The organism is Treponema bryantii, assembly GCF_900113965.1.
GTDB classification, from domain to species: domain Bacteria; phylum Spirochaetota; class Spirochaetia; order Treponematales; family Treponemataceae; genus Treponema_D; species Treponema_D bryantii_A.
Genome location: NZ_FORI01000012.1, coordinates 63,261 through 82,149, shown reverse-complemented (window position 1 = coordinate 82,149; position 18,889 = coordinate 63,261). Strand labels below are relative to the sequence as shown.

The window sequence follows — 18,889 nt, the reverse complement described above, 5'->3', positions numbered from 1 at the left end:
GGAACAGAATGTTCGTGCCCGTGTACTGGTACCGGTTTTTGCTTACCCTGCATTGTTCCGTATGCGCTTTAAGCTGCCATCTGATTATGACTTTACCTATTTTGAAGATAAGGAAGGTTCTGTCTTCAAGGTAAACTCTACTGTAGACGGCTCATTTGTAATGCCTGAAGAACCTTTTGCAATTACAGATAAAACAGACTTTATTACCTCATCTGGTTTTAAGCGTCTGCTTATTGATTTCTCAAAAACAAAGGTTTCTCGCAGTCAGATTAAAGCAATTACTACATCTATGATTAAGGGACAGCCGCTTCCAGGTGTTTCACGCTTCAACTGGAAGGACGGCTTTTATTCCCCTCAGCAGATGGAAGAATACAGACTTTCAAATGAGAGGGCAGCAGAACGTAAGGCTGCCGCCGCACGAAATGGTGGTAAGCCACCGCGTGGCGGCAAACGCCGTTAGTTCTCAGACAAATTAAAATACAGCTTCCTCCTCGGCTGTCTGACTCTGAACATCAGTCTGCGGCTCAGGAGGAGTTGTTGCCTCTGCAGCTTTTTCAGCAAGTGTTTTAGTGTCTGCTGCCTCTGACACTTCCTCCGTCTTTTTTACTGGCCTATATTCAATGTGTTCTGCCACTACGTAAACCTTGCTGACACTTTTGCCGTTACTGTCTTTCCAGGTATCCTGCTTGAGTCTTCCAACTACGCGCACACCGCGGCCCTTTTTAGCTTTTTCTTCACAGTATTCAGCCATCTTGCCGTAGGCTTCAACATCAAAGAAAGACACTTCATTTACATCTTCATTTTTTTTGTTTTTGTAGAAACGGTTTACACCAACAGAAAATGCACACTTCTTAAAACCTGGAACAGGCTCTGAAAGTACAGAGTCTCGAACAAGATTTCCTTCCAAAATCAAAGAATTTAACTGGTTCATAAACAACCTCTTAATAAAGAATTATTAAATGATTTCCGGCCGGGCAATCATCATACGAACATAAAATCCGTACACATATATAATTGCTTTAATATGCTGTTTTTGACAAAATTTGAGAAAAAAAGTTTAAAAAAAGTGAAAAATTCTTTGATTTTTGAGAAATTTTGCCATGCTGAACGGTTTTCAGCATGGCAAAGGTGTTACTGGAAGTTACTTACAAGGCGAAGCATATACAAAATAACATATTCTGTAAGTGCTTTTTCTTCCTTGATTTTCTGCATATTAGGTGTGTTTACAAGAGTCTTTGCAAGGTTTTCTACACGTTCGCGGGTAAACGAAGTTGCAGAAAGAGTCTTTACAACACGGCGTGTATAATCGCGGATAAGCGAGTTGACATCTTCTGTAAGGTTGTTGTAAGCCTCTTTAGAAATCATCTTGTTCCACTGCTTAGTAAGATAGTTGAGCTCGCGGTCAAGAGTTGAACCTTCCGGTACAAGATCCTTAGCAATTTCTTTTGCATTAGCGGCAAGAGCCTGAGTCTTAGTAAGCTTTGGACCTGAGTCTGACTTCTTCTCTTCTTCTTCAAATGGATTTTTCTCTGCAATAACAGCTGAAGTTGCGCGTTTTTTCTCTTTCTTTCTGCCGTTGAAAAGACTCATAATCCATGAAATAACTGGAAGAGTGTAGTAGAAGGGAAGTCGAGATTTTGCATTTGTAAGAATCTTTGAGTTTTTGAGCATCAGAAGATCGCTGTAAGGCAGAAGTTTTCCGTCTACGAAAAGGCGGAAGCTGTCCATATTATCTTCAGCAGACTCGTATGAAAGAATATTCATAAAGTTTGCGTTCAGAAGGGCATAGAGAATTGGAGAATTCTTTTCTACCATTTCGTGGAGACAGGCTTCAAACTCAGAGGCATTAGACATTTCTGGAAGTCTTTCATAATCAAGAAGAACTTCATACCAGTGGTCTTCAAGCTGTTTTGCAATAGATTCGTGTGCTTCGTTACAAAGGCGAACTACAACCTGGCTGACCTTCTTTTTATAAACGTAATAGCGTGTACCAGATTCAACCTTAAAAACTAGAAGCTGAGGAAGCTCGTTTGCTTCTCCGTCAGTAGTCATTTTCTGAAGGAACTCTTTAAGATCATCTTCGGTATACTGACCATATAAGGTGCGGCCGTTGTTATCCTGGAATTTGAGAATCTGCGGCATTGAGTAGAAATAAGGTGGTTTAGCAAGAGCAGACTCAAGTTCTTTGATTGCTTCGGCACGTTTATGTTCGTTCTGGAATTTTTCCTTGAGATAAGAACTGTGTGTTTCGAGAATCTGAACAGCCTGAAGAATATTTGTATCTTCTACAGTGCGGTCCTGAATTTTTTCAAAGTCCTGGCGGATATAGTAGAGAGACTGATTCCAGATGTAATAATCTTCACCGTCATTGAACTCTGCAAACTGATAGTTTTCTGTATCTACAAAGTGTGTATAAAAATTCTTAATTGAGATTTCTTTAGTAGGGTTTGTGCTTCTGAGCTTCTTTAAGAAATAATCATGAAATTCATCTTTCTTAAGAATCTTGCGAACCTTCTGCTGTGCAGTATCGAGCAGAGCTTTGATAGGTACGCAGGCAGGAATAAGCATTGAAGGCAAATCACGTGAAAAATCGAGGACGTAGAGCAGAGGAGATTTAGTATTTTCTTTTTCGATAATTGCCGGAATGTACTGACTTGCAGCCTTATGTTCAAGCACCTGATTTGGAAACTGTTTTGGAAGATCTGTTCCCTGAGGATAAGGAATAGATTCGTTTTTCATCATATCTTTATAAAGATTTGCATACTTAGAAGCCAGATATGTAATTGAAACGATAGTCTTTTTATTATTTGAGTTGATTATGGCTACAAGTTTTTTTTCTGAAAGTCCCTGAAGTTCTGCAACAACAGTTCCGGTAGGGTCTCCAAGATATTTTACAAGTTCACTCTGTTCTTCAACATGATGTTCAGCATATTTTTTAATGTATACACAGAATTCTTTAAGATCGATAAATGGAGACTTTTGTTTTTCAGCATAGTAGCGGATGATTGCACTTAAATTAGATGTCGTTGCCATAATGGAATCATTTTATACCATAAGTTTGTTTTTTTAAAGTATTTTCATTGACAAGAAGCGTTTTGTGCGTTATATTTTACTACGTCAGACGTAGTACGACAGACGTTGCAACGACAAGCAAAGCAACGACAGTCGTAGGACCCACAGGAGGTGTAAATGACAGCAATCAGCAGTGATGTTATACGCGGGTATAACGACACAATGATTTTGTATTTACTCCATAAAAAGCCTTCGTACGGGTACGAGATTTCCAAGGACATAAAGGCCTTGTCTGAGGAAAAGTACATCATAAAGGAAACAACCCTTTATTCAGCCTTTACCCGTATGGAAACAAACGGTTATGTGGAATCTTATTCCCAGGACGCTGAGAATGGCAAGCGTAGAACTTACTACCGCATAACGGACAAAGGTCGGAGTTATTACAAAGAGAAGTGTGAAGAGTGGAACCTCACAAAAGAGGTTGTAGAAAAATTTATTGGTGTAGAGGGATAAAAATGGAGACAATTAGAAACTATCTTGAATCAATGTTCCGCGGACTTCCGCAGACAGACAAAGTAATGAAAGCAAAATCTGAACTTCTTCAGATGATGGAAGACAAATACACAGAGCTTATCAGAAGTGGTAAGACAGAAAACGAGGCAGTAGGTGAAGTTATCCAGAATTTTGGAAATCTTGAAGATCTTGCAGAAGACCTTGGAATTATGGATATTCTGCATCAGACAAAGTATTCAGATGTACAGCGCAGAAAGGTTTCATTTGAAGAAATCACAGAATATATTACTGCAAAAAAACGCGCAATTTTAATGACCGCTGCAGGAATCTTTTTGTGTATCAACTGTGTAGTATTCCCAATTCTTACAGATGCATTGCATATTAATGACATTGTTGGCGTAGTCTTAATGTTTGTTGCAATTGGAGTAGGCGTTGTGCTTATGTGCCTTAGCAATGCTACACTTGAGCAGTGGCGTTATATCAAGAGCGAACCATGCAGCATAGATGCAGTTTCTATTGATTATCTGAAAAATAAAATCAGAGATTTTACACCTACTTACAGCGTACTTTCTTCTGTTGGCGTTTTACTGTGTATTCTCTGTTTTATTCCGGCAGCAATTATGGATGAGCTTGGCGGAAGATTTATGGATGATCTTGGTGGTGCATTGCTGTTTGTTTTTGTAGGAGCCGGAGTATTTATGATGGTTTATGCAAAGCAGACAAAGAAAGCTTACCACAGACTTTTGAACCTTAATGATCAGATTGATTTTGAAGAGGATGAAAAGAGATCTATTGAAAAAATTCAGAACAAGAATGTGCGTGCAATCATGAGTGCTTACTGGTCTGTAGTTACATGTATCTATCTGTGCGTAAGTTTCCTTACTTTCCGTTGGGAACTCACATGGCTCATCTGGCCAATTGCCGCTGCTGTAAACACAATCATCAGAGCAATTTATACAGTAAATGATGGAGAAAAGAAAACAGAAAAAACTTCTGAAAAGAATGTAGAAAAAATTTACGAAGAATAGAGGTGAGTGAGATGAAAAAGACTGTATTATTAATCATTCTTGGTGTTGTTACTGTATTTTGTGTAATTTTTGGAACAATCAGAAATGTTGGAAAGGGATTTAATCTCTTCAATAATCCTGTGATTCATCTTGGAGATGATGACCCTGAAGTTAATTTCAAATGGGAGTGGCATTCTGACAATGATGGAAATAAAGAGAATAATTATTCCATCAATCAGAGTCTGGATAAATTCTCCGCAATCAGAATTGACGGAAGTATTATGGAGATTAGAGTTGAAGAGGGAGATAGATTCTATTTTGACAGCACCTTTACAAGAGACTGGCTTCGACCAAAAATTTCTGTAGAAAACGAAACTCTTGTAGTTAAGCAGGGAAGACAGAAGAGCGGCTTTAAGGGTGGAAATAATAACTGCAGGGTTGTTATTACAGTTCCCAGCGGTACTAAGTTTTCTGATATTGTTATTGATTCCAATGTTGGTGATATAAGACTCAGAGGTCTTACTGCAGAAAAGATTGATATTCAGACAAATGTTGGAGAAGTTTCTGTTCGTGACGTAAGCTTTGATAGACTGGAAGTTGATTCTAATGTCGGCGAAATTTCTATTGACCCGGTTTACAACTTAAATGAATATTCAATTTCTGCTTCAACAGATGTTGGTGAAGTTCGCGTAGACGGTAAAAAGTACAAGCGCAACTACAATTCAACCGGCAGCACAGACAAGAGAATCAAACTCTCTGCAAATGTTGGTGAGGTTAATATAAAGTAGTTACGGCTTTAAAGAACCGTTGGAATTGAAATAAACCCGATAAAGGGTTAAAATGGATGTATGATAATTTCAAATCGTGTAAAAAATCTGCATCCGTACGTTCCTGGCGAACAGCCTAAGGACCGTGTCTATATAAAGCTTAATGCTAATGAAAATCCGTATGCGCCTTCTCCAAAAGTGCAGGAGGCCGTAATGGATTTCGTAAAAAATAATCCAGAAAAACTTGGTTTATACCCAGACCCAGATTCACTTGAACTCCACGCAGCTATTGCTGACATGCTCAACAAAAGCGGTGGAGTTCTTTGTCGTGCCTGCTTTGAAGGTGATGAAGTTCACCCGGCCGAGCAGGACAAAATTCCTTTTACAGTTACACCTGATATGATTTACACAGGAAACGGAAGCGACGAAGTTTTGTCTTTTGTTTTCTATGCCTTTTTTGATTCTTCAAAAAGCTTTGTAATGCCAGAGTTTACTTACAGTTTCTATCCGGTATATGCAGGCTTTTATAATATTCCTATGGACCAGGTTCCTTTGAAAGCAGACTGGACACTTGATACAGAGGAAATGCTTAAGCGTGCGGCAAAAAATCAGGGTGGAATTATTTTTGCTAACCCTAATGCACCAACTGGTCTTGGACTTACACGCGAGCAGGTTCGCCAGATGATAAATAAAGCATCTTCTGATGAAATCTTTATCGTAGATGAAGCTTATGTTGATTTTGGTGGCGAGTCTTGTATTCCGCTGTTAGCTGAGTTTAAGAATCTTGTGATTGTTAGAACTTTCTCTAAGAGTCTTTGTGGGGCAGGTCAGCGTCTTGGTTATATTGTTGCAAATCCTGAACTGGTAAATATCGTAACTACTGTAAAGAACAGCGTAAACCACTTCCCGATTGATGCGGTTGCACAGGTGAGTGGAACTGCTGCCTGCCGTGATGTTCCATACTATGTTGAAACTTCGCGCAAGGTAGCAGAAGAACGCGACAAGTTTTATAACTTTTTGCAGGATAAAGGGTTTTATGTTTTGAAGAGCGAAACAAACTTTATCTTCGCAAAGCATCCTAAGATTAGCGGGGATGAGTTGTATAAAAAGATTAAAGAGCAGGGCCTTTTGATAAGACACTTTGCAACTAAGGGAATTGAAGACTTTGTTCGTATTACAATTGGTACGGCAGAGCAGATGGATGAACTTAGAGCTGCGTTTGAGTCTGTGCTTAAATAGAACTAAGCGGGGCGTTGCGGGGTGTCCCCGCAGAAGGGGTAGCGAGCAACGCGCACAATTAATTGTGCGAGCCGTTCTTTCGTAGAACCTAAAAAATGCGATGCATTTTTCTTAACGGTTCTTCGATTTTAGGCAAGTGCGAGCGAGGGGAAGGCTTTCCCCTCCTGAAGGAGTATTTTTATGAAGATTTTAGTTATAAGTGATTTGCATGCTCACAATGAGGTGCTGGATAAGATGGATTCGCTTTTTGAGCAGGCTGACGCTGTGGCTTTTGGCGGTGACTTTGCTGAATGCTTTAAGCCGGAGACCGGTAAGGGCGCGCTCGAAAAGCTTTGTTCTAAACACGATACAATTTTTGCCGTTCTTGGTAACTGCGATAACGAAGACTTTATGGAGGAGCTTGAGAATCAGGATATCTGTGTAGAAAAGGCTCTGGTTTTCCATGAAGGTCTAGGCTTTGCCGGAAGCGGCGGTGGAACAAAGTTTACCGGTAAGACTGAGTTTGAGCGCGAGGAAGATGAATGTCTTTCTGACTTTGACATTGTTCTGAACTCGGTTGAGCAGAGTGGTGACGAAAGCCTGTGGCAGAGTCTTATTCTGATTAGTCACAATCCACCGGTTGCAGATAAGCTTGATTCTTTTGACGGCGAGCATCATGCGGGAAGCCAGAAGTTTACAGACTTCATAAAAGAACACAAACCGCTTGCTGTTGTGTGCGGTCATATTCACGAGGGAACCGGTATTGAAAAAATCGGTGACACTGTGGTGATTAATCCGGGAAGCCTTGGCGAAAAGGGAACTTACGCTTGGCTTGAGGTTGCAAAAGACGGTGACAGCTGGAAGGTTGTAAGCACCGAGATGGGCCAACTGTAACAGGAGTTTATAAGTGCGAAAGATTTGTAAGAAAACGATAATCATTTTATCCGCAGTTTTTATGGCAGCAGGCAGTTTTGCTCAGAGCTCTTTTTCGCACATCAGTCTTGTTACTTTCCGTTCTAATCTTAAATACACAATTGGAGAAGACTCTCAGGCATACACTGCAGAACGGGAGCTTCTTCCTTTTTCAATCAATAAATACGAAACAACTTATACTCTCTGGTATTCGGTTCGCATGAAGGCTGAGAAGATTGGTTACAATTTTGCTAACCCAGGACAGGGCGGTGCTAACGGTAAGCGTGGCGCGGCTCCAACTGATGACGACTATGCTCAGCCGGTTACTATGATTAACTGGTATGATGCGGTTGTGTGGTGCAATGCGTTGAGCGAACTTCGCGGGCGTGAGCCTTGCTACACCTATAACGGGGAAGTTATTCGCGATTCCGCCGACACGGCTGCCTGTGATTTGTGTGTGTGTGACTGGGAGTGCAACGGGTTCCGCTTACCGTCGGAGGCGGAATGGGAGTATGCGGCTAGAAGAACGCGGGTTGGTTTTCAGCGCGGCGACTTAGTAAGTGGCCAGATTTCTGATGATGCAGAAGAAGGCCTTCTTTATGCCTGGACTTCTGAAAATACTGTTACAACTCATAACGTAGGAACTGCCGGCGTTCCATTTGAGCCGGGCGAACAGACTTTCCCAGCTACCGGTAACGCAAATGCAGCCGGTCTTTATGATATGAGTGGAAACGTAATTGAGTTCTGCTGGGACTGGTTTGAAGATTACACTTCAGAAAATCTTTACGGCCCTTCTGTAGGCTTTGAACGTGTAAGCCGCGGTGGCAGCTGGAGCGAATACACCATGTTCCTCTACGCCGGCGACCGATATAGTTATGACCCGAATGAATGTTATAACTATATGGGATTTAGAATTTGCTGTTCAGCACGATAAAAAGTGTCATGCTGAACTTGTTTCAGCATCTACTTTAATCTCTTTTCCTGCTTTTTAATTTTCTTTGTCTCTGCCTTTAGCTTCTGTTTCTGATTACGGTTGAGGCGCTTTGCTTTTTTGATGGCGCTTCTGGTTTCGTTGTTGAAGTTTAGCATCCAGCTGCAGAGGAAGACTGAAACAAGACAAATCACTGTAGCAATCAATACCGGAATGTAGCCCGGTAAATCATCAAACGGCAATTTGAAGTTCATTCCAAAGAAGCTTGTTACAAAGGTTGGCGCCATCATAACCAGGTTGATAATAGCGAGCTTTTTCATTACAACGTTCAAGTTGTTTGAGATTACGGAAGAGTAGGCATCCATAACTCCAAAGAGAATGTTCGAATAGGTGTCGGCCATTTCAATAGCCTGACGGTTATCAATTGTTACGCCTTCAACAAAATCCAAATCATCTTCATCAAACTTAATAAGCCGTGTACTCTTCATCTTCATAAGGAGCAGTGAATTACTCTTGAGGGAAGTTGTAAAGTAAACAAGAGATTTTTCGAGTCCCAGCATGAGGATGATTTCTTTGTTTTCGATTTCAAGGCGCATCTCGTTCTGAATGCTTGTAGAACGGCGGTTGATTTCCTTCAGGTAACGAAGGAAGTTTAAGTTGGCACGGTTAATAATGTGCACGATAAAAGAAGGGAAGTCGTTCAGGCGAACGTTGCGCACACGGTTTGCACCAAAATCCTTAAGTACTTCACAGTCTGTCCAGCAGATTGTGATGATGGTTTTTCCTTTTATGATGATTCCGACAGGTCCTGTAAAATAAGGAGTTTCTGCAGACGGGTCGTAAAAAGGAACTCGCACGATAGTAAGGATATAGCCTGAATCACCATCTTCAATTCGAGAAAGCTCATCAGGGTCGAGAATATCGAGAATATGGTCTGTTTCAATCTGATATTCTTCCTGCAGGAATGTAGTCTCATCGCGTGTAACATTGCGCGCGTCTACCCACAGAGGAAGTTTTGAATTAATTTCATCTTTCTTGGTCTTTGAGAACTGGCCGTCAATCTGCTGCCAATATGTAATCATAATGATCCCTCGTAAATTTTTTTTGAGGCCTCACTGATTTTTTTGCGGAAATAAAACTAGAAATGCAGAACCAGGAGGCTTGTCTTAGTGATTAAAAAACGTATGGGATAACTCGATCCACCGTCCATATTAGGCCTCCTGAAATAAAGATTAGATTATCAAACTGATGATTTTATTTTACAGCATTGTGGAAAAGAGTTCAATAAATTTTAGGAAATTGAATTTTTGATCAAAAAAATCAGATAAAACGTTTAATTTTTTACTTTTTTTAAACTTTTTTTTCAAAATTTTGTCAAAAACGTCATATCAAAACTACTTTATAGGTGGAGGTTAAAAAATCTTGAGACGGGGCGTTGTTGATTTTTTAAGAAAGATGAAAAAGGGTCTGGGAATGCTGGCTGCGATGTTTGTTCTTTGCTATTTTGCGGTTGCACAGGAATCAATGTTCAGCTGGGATTTTACGGATTGTGAAATCAAAGACATTCTGTTTGCGGTATCGCTGGATACTGGAATTTCGATTGTTCCTGATGACACTGTCAGTGGTAAGGGCGATTTGAAATTTGCAGGCGGAGATTTTGATCTGGCTTTTGAGGCTTTTTTGAAGAGCAACAGGCTTTTTGTAAAAAGAGACGGTGGTGTTTGGACTGTAAGTAGATTTCGTATGTCTTGTGAAAACGGTTTGTTTTGTGTTGAGGCGTATGATCTGCTGCCGGTGCAAATTGTTGAAAAACTGTCGGAAGTGATGGATAAGGTTGTGACTTTTGAGTCATTGCCTGCGCAGAGAATTTCAGTGTGTTTCAGAGAAGTTGGTGAGGCTGTTCTGATGGATTGTCTTGCAAAACGTTTTGGTGTTTATGACGTTGAGCAGGATGAAGCTGGTTATCATTTTGTGAAAAAGAATTCTGTACAGCGTGCGGAGAGTTTTTCTGGAATGGTGAATGTTGAGGTTCTCGACGGTGATGTGTTTTATGTGGATGTGGAAGATTGTAGATTTTCTGTGGTCCTTGATAAGTTGTTTGATATCTCCTCTTCCTCTTATGGAAAAAAATCCTCTCATAAAAGTTTCTGCCTTCTCACTGATGCGGATTGTAAAATTCAGAGGTCGGTGTTTAGCGGTTCGGATTTTGCCGGTACTCTGAGAGTTCTATGCGCTCAGTGTGGATACGATTTCGTTATTGAAAATGACATCTACTACATCTTTTCAAGTTCTTCTGTCCGTGAGGAACTTGTGTACGGAAAACGAAGCTGGCGTAAGTTCACTTTGCATTTTACTAAGTCTCAGGATTTTTTGACCTTTGTTTTTAAGCGGGTGGGTAAGCTTGAAACTATTACTCTCGCAGATGAGTATTCATTCTTATGTCTTGCCAGTGATAGCGAAGCAGCCTCCATTGAATCATTAATTAATGAGGCTGATATAAAACAGTCTGCTTATATCGTAAATCTAAAATATCTTAAGCCTGTAGAATTTCTGGAACATCTTCCACCGGCTGTAGATAAAAGTTCTTTGTTCCTGGCTGATGATTCATCTCATTTATATTTTAAGGGAACTGAAGAAGCTTATAACAATCTGTGTATGCAGCTGGAAGTTTTTGACAGACCCGCGGTTCGGCTTAGTTATGATCTTTTAATTTTACAATATGACGAGACTCTACAGAATAACTGGGCATCTTCCTTTGGTGCAAAGAGGCTTTCGCTTGGAGACCGTAATGGCGGTTCTGCTGTGCTTGGTTCTGTTATGGGCTTTAATCTGAATGTAGTTACATCTTTTGGTATTACCTTTGCTGCCGAGCTTCAGAGTTCTATCGAGGAAAATCGGACTCGTGTTTATGCGGATACTACCTTGCATGGTGTTTCGGGGCGCGAGATTCATTTTCAAAATACAAACACTTACCGCTACAGAGATAACAATGTAGATCCGGAAACTGGTAAGCCAATTTATTCGGGAGTAACCCGGGAGATTGCTTCGGGAATAAAACTGGATGTTCTTGGCTGGGTGAGTGGAAACGGGATGATTACGAGTAAGGTTACAGCTTCTGTTTCCCGTCGTGGAAATGATGTGTCTGGCGTAACGGGAAATCCGCCTCCGACTTCTGAAAAACTTGTGACTACTGAAGTGTGTGGAAAAAGTGGGGAGCCTGTTGTGTTGAGTGGGCTGGTTCAGTCTGCAGAAAGCGAACAGCAGAAAAGAAGTCCCTGGATTTCAAAAATCCCTTTGATTGGAAATCTGTTTAATGCAAAAAATAAAACTCAGGAAAATGTTCAGATGGTTATATATCTTGTTCCGCATGTTGATGCTTCAGAGGACTCTGGTTGTGTTCAGTCTGCAGCGGAGGATTATAGCTGGGCATATGAGAGGCTTTTGAATCTGCTGGAAAAATCTTATGAGGAGGGGAATTCAATTGGAAAAGAAATATGAGTTTACGTTGACTCCGGCCTACTGTCTGTATAACGGAGCTGCTGTCCTGGAACAGAATGGTGCGAGTATAAAGTTTATCGTGGAAAACAAAAAGGATGTTGTTCTTTGCGGCAGACTGACACGAGCTTTTGAAAATCATGTTGCGAATATAAGACGATTAAAAGATTGTCCTGAACCTTTTCAGCGTCTGATTGAAATTGCTTTTGTGAATGGAAGCCGCTCTCAGCTGAGAAAATGTGTGGCAAGTTTATATATGGTTCATGAGAATCTGAAGGATGCAGCTACTAATCATAAAAAAGATATGACTGAAAATCAGAGGGAAGCAGCTGCGGTTTTACTTCTGGATAGTATTCTTAATGAAGCCCGTTTACGAAAGGCTACTGATATTCATATTGAAAAAAATTGTGTGAGGCTTAGGGTAAACGGCCGGCTTGAAAAACTTCTGGAACTCCAGCGTGAAAAGTGTTTTGAACTGATTCAAAGAATAAAAGTTCTTGCGGGAATGAATGTGATTGAAAACAGAAGACCGCAGGATGGTCAGTTTGTTTATGGAAATACGAATCCGTTTTTTCTCAGAGTCTCAACAATGGCTGTTGTTGGTCCTGCAAGTTCTACTGGTAGCGAAAAATATTTTGGCGACGAGTCGGTGGTAATGAGACTTCTAGATACTTCTCGGATACCACTGGCGCTGGGGGAACTCGGCTTTAATCAGCTTCAGTATGAAAAACTTTGCAGTGATGATGGCCTTATTAATTTAGCAAATGGCCTGGTTCTTGTTTGTGGTCCAACAGGAGCGGGAAAGTCTACAACAGTTGCGGCATTGCTTGTTGAACTGGAAAAAAGAAATTCCGGAACTCTAAAAATAATCAGCCTTGAAGATCCTCCTGAATATGTAATCCCTGGTGTTACGCAGATTAAGGTTGATGAAAAGAATTCTTTTTCAGATGCATTGAATCATATTTTCAGACAGGACCCTGATGTAATTATGATTGGAGAGATTCGGGATGAGGAAAGCGCAGCTGTTGCATTGCGTGCTTCTCTTACCGGGCATCTTGTTTTTGCAACCTTGCATTGTGGAAGTGCAGCGGAGTCTGTGTTGCGTCTGGAAAATCTTGGGGTTGAAAGAAAGTTGTTGAGTCAGTTTTTAAGGGGAGTGCTGTGTCAGCAATTAAATAATGTTGGCGGAAAAATGTGTCTTATTGCAGATTTAGCAATTCCAAAAAATCAGTTTTCAGAAAAGTCTGGAGCTGCTCAGTCGGCTGATGAATTAGAAAATCTGATGGAGCATTACACGAATTATGGTGAAGCACTGAATGAATCAGTTATGGCTTTGCAGAAAAAAAGGAATCCGGTTATTCCGCTTTATAAAACCAGGAGGGATGATGAACGAATTCACAAAGGCGTTGTATGAGCTTTTTGTTATTGAAGGAATACCTCTTTCAATGAGTCTTTTGATTATGAAAAAGAAGCCTAAAGTAAATGCAGTAAGTAAGACGGCGGAATTTTTGTATGGGGCTCTGGAAAACGGCAGTTTATTTTCGAACGCTCTGAAGTCCTGCACAGTAATTCATTTTGATGATGCTTATATTTCGTTTGTAAGCGTTGCAGAAAAGAATGGCGATTTGAAGACGGCACTTGTTTATCTGAAGCAGAAACTTGAAAGAGAGGCTGACTGTAAAAAGAAAATAAGAGGGGCATTTATCTATCCAACTTTTGTAATTTTTCTTTCTGTGTTTGCAAGCGTTTTTATTAGCATTTATACGAAGACAGAAGATTTTGCTCTCCTTATAAAATATGTCTCAGTTTTAATTCTTGTTTGTATTGTCTTGTATTTTTTAATCATCAGACTTCTTGGTGAAAATAAACTTTTTGAAGCTTTCACAGCGGTAGATTTTTTATTGAAGAATGGAATTGAACTTTCGGAAGCAGTTGGTTGTGCAGTTCAGATTGCAGGACCTTCGAGTAAGACTGGAAGAATTTTTGAAAATGCCAGAATCAAACTTTCTTACGGGATGGATTTACAGAATGCTTTTTGTGTAAGAAACAATGCTGAACTAAAAGAAGCTTTTTACTATGCAGACGCTGGAGCGGGAAAGAATGATTTATTTGCAAGAATTGCTGCTTATCTTAAATCTGAAAAAGAGAAAAAAAGAACTGTTTGCTTATCCCTGATTGAACCACTTTTCATTGTTGTTACAGGAGCTTTTTTGCTTTTACTACTTATGACTTTTTTTATGCCACTAATAAACAATATTACTTTGATTTAACAGGCCTGGGCGGGGGCCTTAAAAGGAGGAAAAACTATGAACAAAAAAACAAGGAGGATTTGTTATGAGTTCAAAAAGCATTGGAATGGTTTCCGAAAATCTTTCAAAAAAGAATCGGAAGGGTATACCTATGTCGAAACTGTGGCCGTCATTGCGATCGGAGCAATCCTTACAGCAGGGAGTGTATTCTCAGCGACTAAGGTTATTTCCACCGCGAGAAAAACAGCAGCACGAACTCAAATTGAGCAGTACAGCAGTGCACTGCAAACCTACTTCCTTGACTGCGGCCGGTTCCCAACTTCAGAACAGGGGCTGTCCGCCTTGTGGCAAAAACCAGTTCTCTATCCGGTACCAGAAAACTGGCGTGGACCATACGTTGACCGTAAGCCCGGCACTGATCCGTGGGGAACCGATTATAAGTATCTCAGCGCTGAAAGTTCCATTATGCCGTCAGAGGTTCCTGAGAACCTGCCCTTTGTACTTATCTCATTCGGCCCAGACTGTAAAGAAGGAGGAGCCACAGATGAAAAAGGAGAAACGGATGATGTCTGCTCATGGAAATAAATTTTTACTCACTTCTGTTTTTGTCTGTTTTATTGGAATTGTGATGTTGCTGGGTGGGGTGCTGTCTGATAAAAGAACAAAGTTGAAATTATATGAAAAAAAATATTCAGCTGTATTAAGTTCATTGGAAAAGAACAATGAGCAGATATCACAGGCTACCGGAGAAGAATGCGCTTTACGGAATTAATATGTTTTTCTTTGATTCTTTGTCTTTGTTCAATTTCTGTTTCGGGGTCACTTTCAGGAATATCAAAAATAGATAAAAGAATTTGTGAGCTAAAACGAAAATCAGATTCTCTATTTTTTATTTCTGAAAGTTTTAAGAAGGTGTGCAATTGTGGGGACGATGGAGATGGTCGAAAGAATGGTTCGCGTTCCTTTGAAGGATGGGCTGATATGTGCAGGAGTTTGTGGAAGCTGGAAAGTATTGAATGGAAGATTTTTGAAAATACGAGGGATGAAGAATCAAAAGAAATTATTTATTACGGATGCTGGAATGGACCTTACGGTAAGGGTGAAGTTTATGCAAGAAAATCTGAAAAAGGAGATGGGAAATGAGTTTGAAAAATAATGTGATTAAAAGAAGAGATTTTGAACGTTATGAAATTATTGTACCTTTTTCATCTCTGGTGGGAAGACGAAGAAAAAGTTTTTTGTCTTCTGAACTTGAAAAGAGACATCCGTGTTTTTCAGATGAATTTGCTTTTGATTCGAAGGTGAAGGGGCTTTCCAAAAAAGGTGTCTGTTCAGACGTTCTGGTGATTAATAAATATAAACTTGCGGAATACGAGAATAAGAGACGAATAGCTGGGACGGGATTTTGGATTGAAAGAATCGAAGGTTGCCACGATGGAATGAGGCGAGGTCGCCGTTATTTTGCGGCGCCGAAGTTTAAGCTTTCGTTGGCGACGGTTTATGTATTACTACTCGTTGTTGTCACAGGATTTTGTTCAGGGAAGATTGCTAGAAGGTCTTGGAATGAGGCGCTGAGTTTGAGCGTTGGGGTTGATGAAAGTAACGTTCTGGCTGAGGGAGCGGTAACAGAAGGTGTGCGGACTGGGGTTGCGACAGTGGCTGCGATTGGACCGGACCGCGGTGTGGCCGGAAGTATTGTTGAGTTCTTCAAAACTGTTTCGGAGGCTGACGGCAGAATCCTGAGTTTTTATTATGAGGCGGGTCTGGGAACACAGAAAATTAGTGCGACAGTAAAAGGTGTGTATCCGGAGAGTCTGGAAAACTTTTGTGAGTACGACCACGGCGAATCGGTTGTCTATGAAAATGGAATTCCTGTGATGAAGGTGGCGTATTCGTGGAGGACGGCGCCCTCGGTGGAGGGGGGCGGAGAGCGGGGGATGGTGGCGAATGCAGATTTCAACAAGTCTCTTCGAGACGCAATTATTCAATGCGATTCAGTTTTGAAAGAAGAAAAAGCTCCTCCGTATCATATTGAATTTTCCTGCAGTCTGGAGTCAAAGCTGTTATTTAATCAACTGTCTACACTTATTTCAAAAGATAAAAGATCTGTTACTTCTGTGATAGTTACTTCAGCTGGAAATAATGAATTACGAATTGGATTAACAATTGAATGTGTCTCATTCGAAGGATTTGATCTGAGTCTTCTTTCAGAATATCTGAAATTTTTCAGAGTTGAGATAGTTCAAGAAAATCAAAAATCTCAATCTTCGCTGATACCTTTTTCTGCCACTAAGTTTCCAGATACATCTGATTATTCTTCACCGAATAAAAAGATTGGTGTAATCCGAAGACCAGACAACAGTTATGTAATTTTTTACAAAACTCCAGAAGGGAAATTAAAGACATTTATTGAAAAACAGGGAGGTAGTAATGAAGCGAATTAATCAATTAATAAAATCATTTTTATTTATTGGATTATGTATAGTCTGTATAACTGCCTGTGCGTCAAAACCAAAGTTTACAGGAACTGCAGATTTGTGTGGCCTTGTTGTTGATGAAAATAATAAACCTGTAAAAGATTTTGTGATTTTTTGTAAGTCAGAAGACACAAAAATCAAAATGACAAGGATAAACATAAGACCGGTAATTACAAATGAAAGCGGGCTATTTGTTTTCTATGATTTACCATCCGGCTCATACACCATCTCCGGCCAGAAAACAAATTATCTTAAGCTAAGCGAAACACCATATCAGTTTATTGACCATGGAAAAATAATCTGTCTTAAGACAAAAACTTTTAAGGCAGCAATAAAAAACGCAGAAGAGTTAATTGCTCTCGGTCAGCTCGAAGATGCAAATCTTCTTCTCAATGGAATATGTACAGAAAAAGAATCTGCCGAAAACCGAATAATTCTTGCCTACGAGATAATCGCTTCGGAAAACAGAGATGAAAGAAAAACTTTGATAAATAAAATCAAAACTACATCTACAAAAAGTTCCATCACAAAACAAGGTCAGGACTTTTACAAAGAATTTATTTCAAAAGTGGAGGAGGTATATCAATGAAAACAATTTTACGTCTGGTTTTTCTATTAATAACTTTGATTACATTCAGTTGCAAAAGCTATGCACTTGATTCAGTTCCCTATGTTATGAGTGGAGAATTTGTAATGGAGGAAGGGACATCCGATTATTCAATTTGCGGAGTGGATTTATATCTCTTAAATAAAAGCGAAAAAGATATTAAACGAATCAATGTTGTGTTTTTTCTGTTTGATAAAGACGGTGAACCTGCTATTGAATGTTGCAATAAAATTTCTGCGGTGCTTGAAGAAGAAATCTTTGCTGGTGAGGACAGGTCGTTTTGTATGAGTCTTGATAGCTTTATGAATAGCGTTCCTGAAGAATGTCTCATTGTTGATTATCTATATCTTGCAAAAATTGAATATGAAGATGGAACAGTTTGGGAAGATCCTTATGGCTTAGTTGCATTTAAGTGAGGCGGCCATGAAACATATGATAATTCTTTTTGCCTTGGTCACACTTTTTTTTGGGTGCACCAATCAAACTGAGTCTGTTGAAATAAAGTCAAAATCAGATTCTTCCAGTCTTACGCTTATGATTTATATGGCAGCTGATAATGATCTTGAAAGTTATGCATTACAAAATCTGAATCTTATGGAGACAGCTGACTATAAAGGCATAAATGTTCTTGTTCTGATAGACCGTTCTGAAGGTTATGATGAGACAGACGGTAATTGGACAGATACTCGACTTTATAAAGTTCGGAAAGATAATGCCGGCAATGCACAGATTGTTTCTGAAAGACTGGATTGTCCTTTGCTTGGACTTTCAACAGAGTTTTCCACAGAACTGGATATGTCTAATCCTTCTGTACTAAGTAATTTTATAAATTATGTACAAAGAAAATTTCCTTCTCAAAATTATGCTTTGATAATATGGGGACACGGAACTGGCTGGCGATATGCAAATGACCAGACTGGTGGTGCTAATAAAAATCGTGCAGTTGCAATTGATGATAAAACTGGTTCGTACATGAGTATTTTTAATCTGGGAAATGTACTTCGTAATCAGGGATTAAATATTATTGGTTTTGATACCTGTTTTGGTGGAGTTCTGGAAAATGTTTATGAACTCAAAGATTGTGCGGACTATACTGTTGCCTGTGCTGGAGTTTCTCCTTCTTGTGGTTGGGATTATAAAACTCTTCTGGAACAAATTAGTTCAGAAGATTTTGAGCCGTTGCAGATTGCTCATGCCATGGCTGCAAGTTCCCCAGTAAATACTACTATTTTCAAAAATGCAAATCTTGAACAGCTTTTTAATTCTTTTGAAAGATTTTCAAAAGAGATTTCTCGAATAATTCTAACTGACACAGAAAGAAAAAATACTTTTGATTTGCTGTTTAATCTTAAATCCTACACATATACACAATACCCCTGTGATATGTATCTGGACCTGGCGGCTCTGTCAGATGGTTTTATCGAAAATGATGATGAGAACGTACAGCTCTCGGCAAAAGAACTGAAGAAAAAAATATCAGAAACTGTATGCCTGACAAATAATCAGGTTTGCGAAATCGGAGTACATTTTATTCCTCTGGTTTCTTTCAGAACAACTGCTTCGGTTCATTCTTCTGATTATATCAAAAATCAAAATAAAAAAGATCAGTGTAAGTTTATTAAGGAAAGTAAATGGTGGGTTCCAACTGCTGAAGGAAGGTCCGGTAGTGTGCTGGATAAACTTTTTTATAACGGAGTATAG

General features: G+C 39.7%; 19 protein-coding genes and 1 pseudogene. 17 read left to right on the top strand and 3 right to left on the bottom strand.

Annotated features, from left to right (window positions below; genetic code table 11):
* A pseudogene (locus tag BM161_RS13325) lies at positions 1 to 460 on the top strand (U32 family peptidase); the annotation flags it as partial.
* A 12-nt stretch (positions 461 to 472) separates the two neighbouring features.
* Here the strand turns inward: BM161_RS13325 and BM161_RS13320 are convergent.
* Entirely contained in the window at positions 473 to 931 is a 459-nt protein-coding gene (locus BM161_RS13320; RefSeq protein WP_074933513.1) for a single-stranded DNA-binding protein, read from the bottom strand.
* A 200-nt stretch (positions 932 to 1,131) separates the two neighbouring features.
* Positions 1,132 to 3,033 carry a hypothetical protein gene (locus BM161_RS13315; RefSeq protein ID WP_074933510.1) on the bottom strand — a complete coding sequence of 634 codons (1,902 nt, stop codon included), beginning with the start codon at positions 3,031 to 3,033 and terminating at the stop codon, positions 1,132 to 1,134.
* A 156-nt stretch (positions 3,034 to 3,189) separates the two neighbouring features.
* Here BM161_RS13315 and BM161_RS13310 point away from each other — a divergent pair, with 156 nt between their 5' ends.
* From BM161_RS13310 to BM161_RS13285, 6 genes are all read left to right on the top strand, one after another.
* Positions 3,190 to 3,525: a PadR family transcriptional regulator gene (locus BM161_RS13310; protein WP_074933507.1), complete on the top strand. Its 336-nt coding sequence runs from the start codon at positions 3,190 to 3,192 to the stop codon at positions 3,523 to 3,525.
* A 2-nt stretch (positions 3,526 to 3,527) separates the two neighbouring features.
* Positions 3,528 to 4,553, top strand: a complete 1,026-nt coding sequence (locus BM161_RS13305) for a permease prefix domain 1-containing protein (protein ID WP_074933505.1) — start codon at positions 3,528 to 3,530, stop codon at positions 4,551 to 4,553.
* An 11-nt stretch (positions 4,554 to 4,564) separates the two neighbouring features.
* Positions 4,565 to 5,320: a DUF4097 family beta strand repeat-containing protein gene (locus tag BM161_RS13300; protein WP_074933502.1), complete on the top strand. Its 756-nt coding sequence runs from the start codon at positions 4,565 to 4,567 to the stop codon at positions 5,318 to 5,320.
* A 60-nt stretch (positions 5,321 to 5,380) separates the two neighbouring features.
* Positions 5,381 to 6,538, top strand: a complete 1,158-nt coding sequence (gene hisC / locus BM161_RS13295; RefSeq protein ID WP_074933500.1) for a histidinol-phosphate transaminase — start codon at positions 5,381 to 5,383, stop codon at positions 6,536 to 6,538.
* Between the two features lie 180 nt (positions 6,539 to 6,718).
* The gene (locus BM161_RS13290; protein WP_074933497.1) at positions 6,719 to 7,411 is read left to right on the top strand and encodes a metallophosphoesterase family protein; all 693 of its coding nucleotides are present in this window, start codon (positions 6,719 to 6,721) and stop codon (positions 7,409 to 7,411) included.
* Between the two features lie 13 nt (positions 7,412 to 7,424).
* Positions 7,425 to 8,363 carry a formylglycine-generating enzyme family protein gene (locus BM161_RS13285; protein ID WP_244882862.1) on the top strand — a complete coding sequence of 313 codons (939 nt, stop codon included), beginning with the start codon at positions 7,425 to 7,427 and terminating at the stop codon, positions 8,361 to 8,363.
* Positions 8,364 to 8,392: 29 nt separating this feature from the next.
* On the opposite strand, the gene BM161_RS13280 is transcribed toward BM161_RS13285, so the two are convergent.
* Positions 8,393 to 9,442, bottom strand: a complete 1,050-nt coding sequence (locus BM161_RS13280; RefSeq protein ID WP_074933493.1) for a magnesium transporter CorA family protein — start codon at positions 9,440 to 9,442, stop codon at positions 8,393 to 8,395.
* Positions 9,443 to 9,815: 373 nt separating this feature from the next.
* On the opposite strand from BM161_RS13280, the gene BM161_RS13275 reads away from it, so the two are divergent.
* From BM161_RS13275 to BM161_RS13230, 10 genes are all read left to right on the top strand, one after another.
* On the top strand, positions 9,816 to 11,858 hold the full coding sequence (locus BM161_RS13275; RefSeq protein ID WP_143090580.1) for a type II secretion system protein GspD: 2,043 nt from the start codon (positions 9,816 to 9,818) through the stop codon (positions 11,856 to 11,858).
* On the top strand, positions 11,842 to 13,269 hold the full coding sequence (locus BM161_RS13270; RefSeq protein WP_074933487.1) for a GspE/PulE family protein: 1,428 nt from the start codon (positions 11,842 to 11,844) through the stop codon (positions 13,267 to 13,269). Before BM161_RS13275 ends, BM161_RS13270 begins: the two co-directional genes overlap by 17 nt.
* Positions 13,241 to 14,125 carry a type II secretion system F family protein gene (locus BM161_RS13265; RefSeq protein ID WP_074933484.1) on the top strand — a complete coding sequence of 295 codons (885 nt, stop codon included), beginning with the start codon at positions 13,241 to 13,243 and terminating at the stop codon, positions 14,123 to 14,125. Before BM161_RS13270 ends, BM161_RS13265 begins: the two co-directional genes overlap by 29 nt.
* A 36-nt stretch (positions 14,126 to 14,161) precedes the next feature.
* Positions 14,162 to 14,689 (top strand): type II secretion system major pseudopilin GspG, encoded by a 528-nt coding sequence (gene gspG, locus BM161_RS13260; protein WP_083425812.1) that lies wholly within the window; start codon positions 14,162 to 14,164, stop codon positions 14,687 to 14,689.
* Entirely contained in the window at positions 14,649 to 14,876 is a 228-nt protein-coding gene (locus BM161_RS13255; RefSeq protein WP_143090579.1) for a hypothetical protein, read from the top strand. The genes gspG and BM161_RS13255 overlap by 41 nt, the downstream gene beginning before the upstream one ends.
* Positions 14,877 to 14,887: 11 nt before the next feature.
* Positions 14,888 to 15,247, top strand: a complete 360-nt coding sequence (locus BM161_RS14295) for a hypothetical protein (RefSeq protein WP_143090578.1) — start codon at positions 14,888 to 14,890, stop codon at positions 15,245 to 15,247.
* Positions 15,244 to 16,548, top strand: a complete 1,305-nt coding sequence (locus BM161_RS13245; RefSeq protein WP_074933475.1) for a hypothetical protein — start codon at positions 15,244 to 15,246, stop codon at positions 16,546 to 16,548. The genes BM161_RS14295 and BM161_RS13245 overlap by 4 nt, the downstream gene beginning before the upstream one ends.
* Positions 16,535 to 17,170, top strand: coding sequence for a carboxypeptidase-like regulatory domain-containing protein (locus BM161_RS13240; protein WP_074933472.1), 636 nt, complete (start codon positions 16,535 to 16,537; stop codon positions 17,168 to 17,170). Before BM161_RS13245 ends, BM161_RS13240 begins: the two co-directional genes overlap by 14 nt.
* The gene (locus tag BM161_RS13235) at positions 17,167 to 17,604 is read left to right on the top strand and encodes a hypothetical protein (RefSeq protein WP_074933469.1); all 438 of its coding nucleotides are present in this window, start codon (positions 17,167 to 17,169) and stop codon (positions 17,602 to 17,604) included. The genes BM161_RS13240 and BM161_RS13235 overlap by 4 nt, the downstream gene beginning before the upstream one ends.
* Positions 17,605 to 17,731: 127 nt before the next feature.
* Complete coding sequence (locus BM161_RS13230; protein WP_218150259.1) at positions 17,732 to 18,889, top strand: clostripain-related cysteine peptidase; 1,158 nt, start codon at positions 17,732 to 17,734, stop codon at positions 18,887 to 18,889.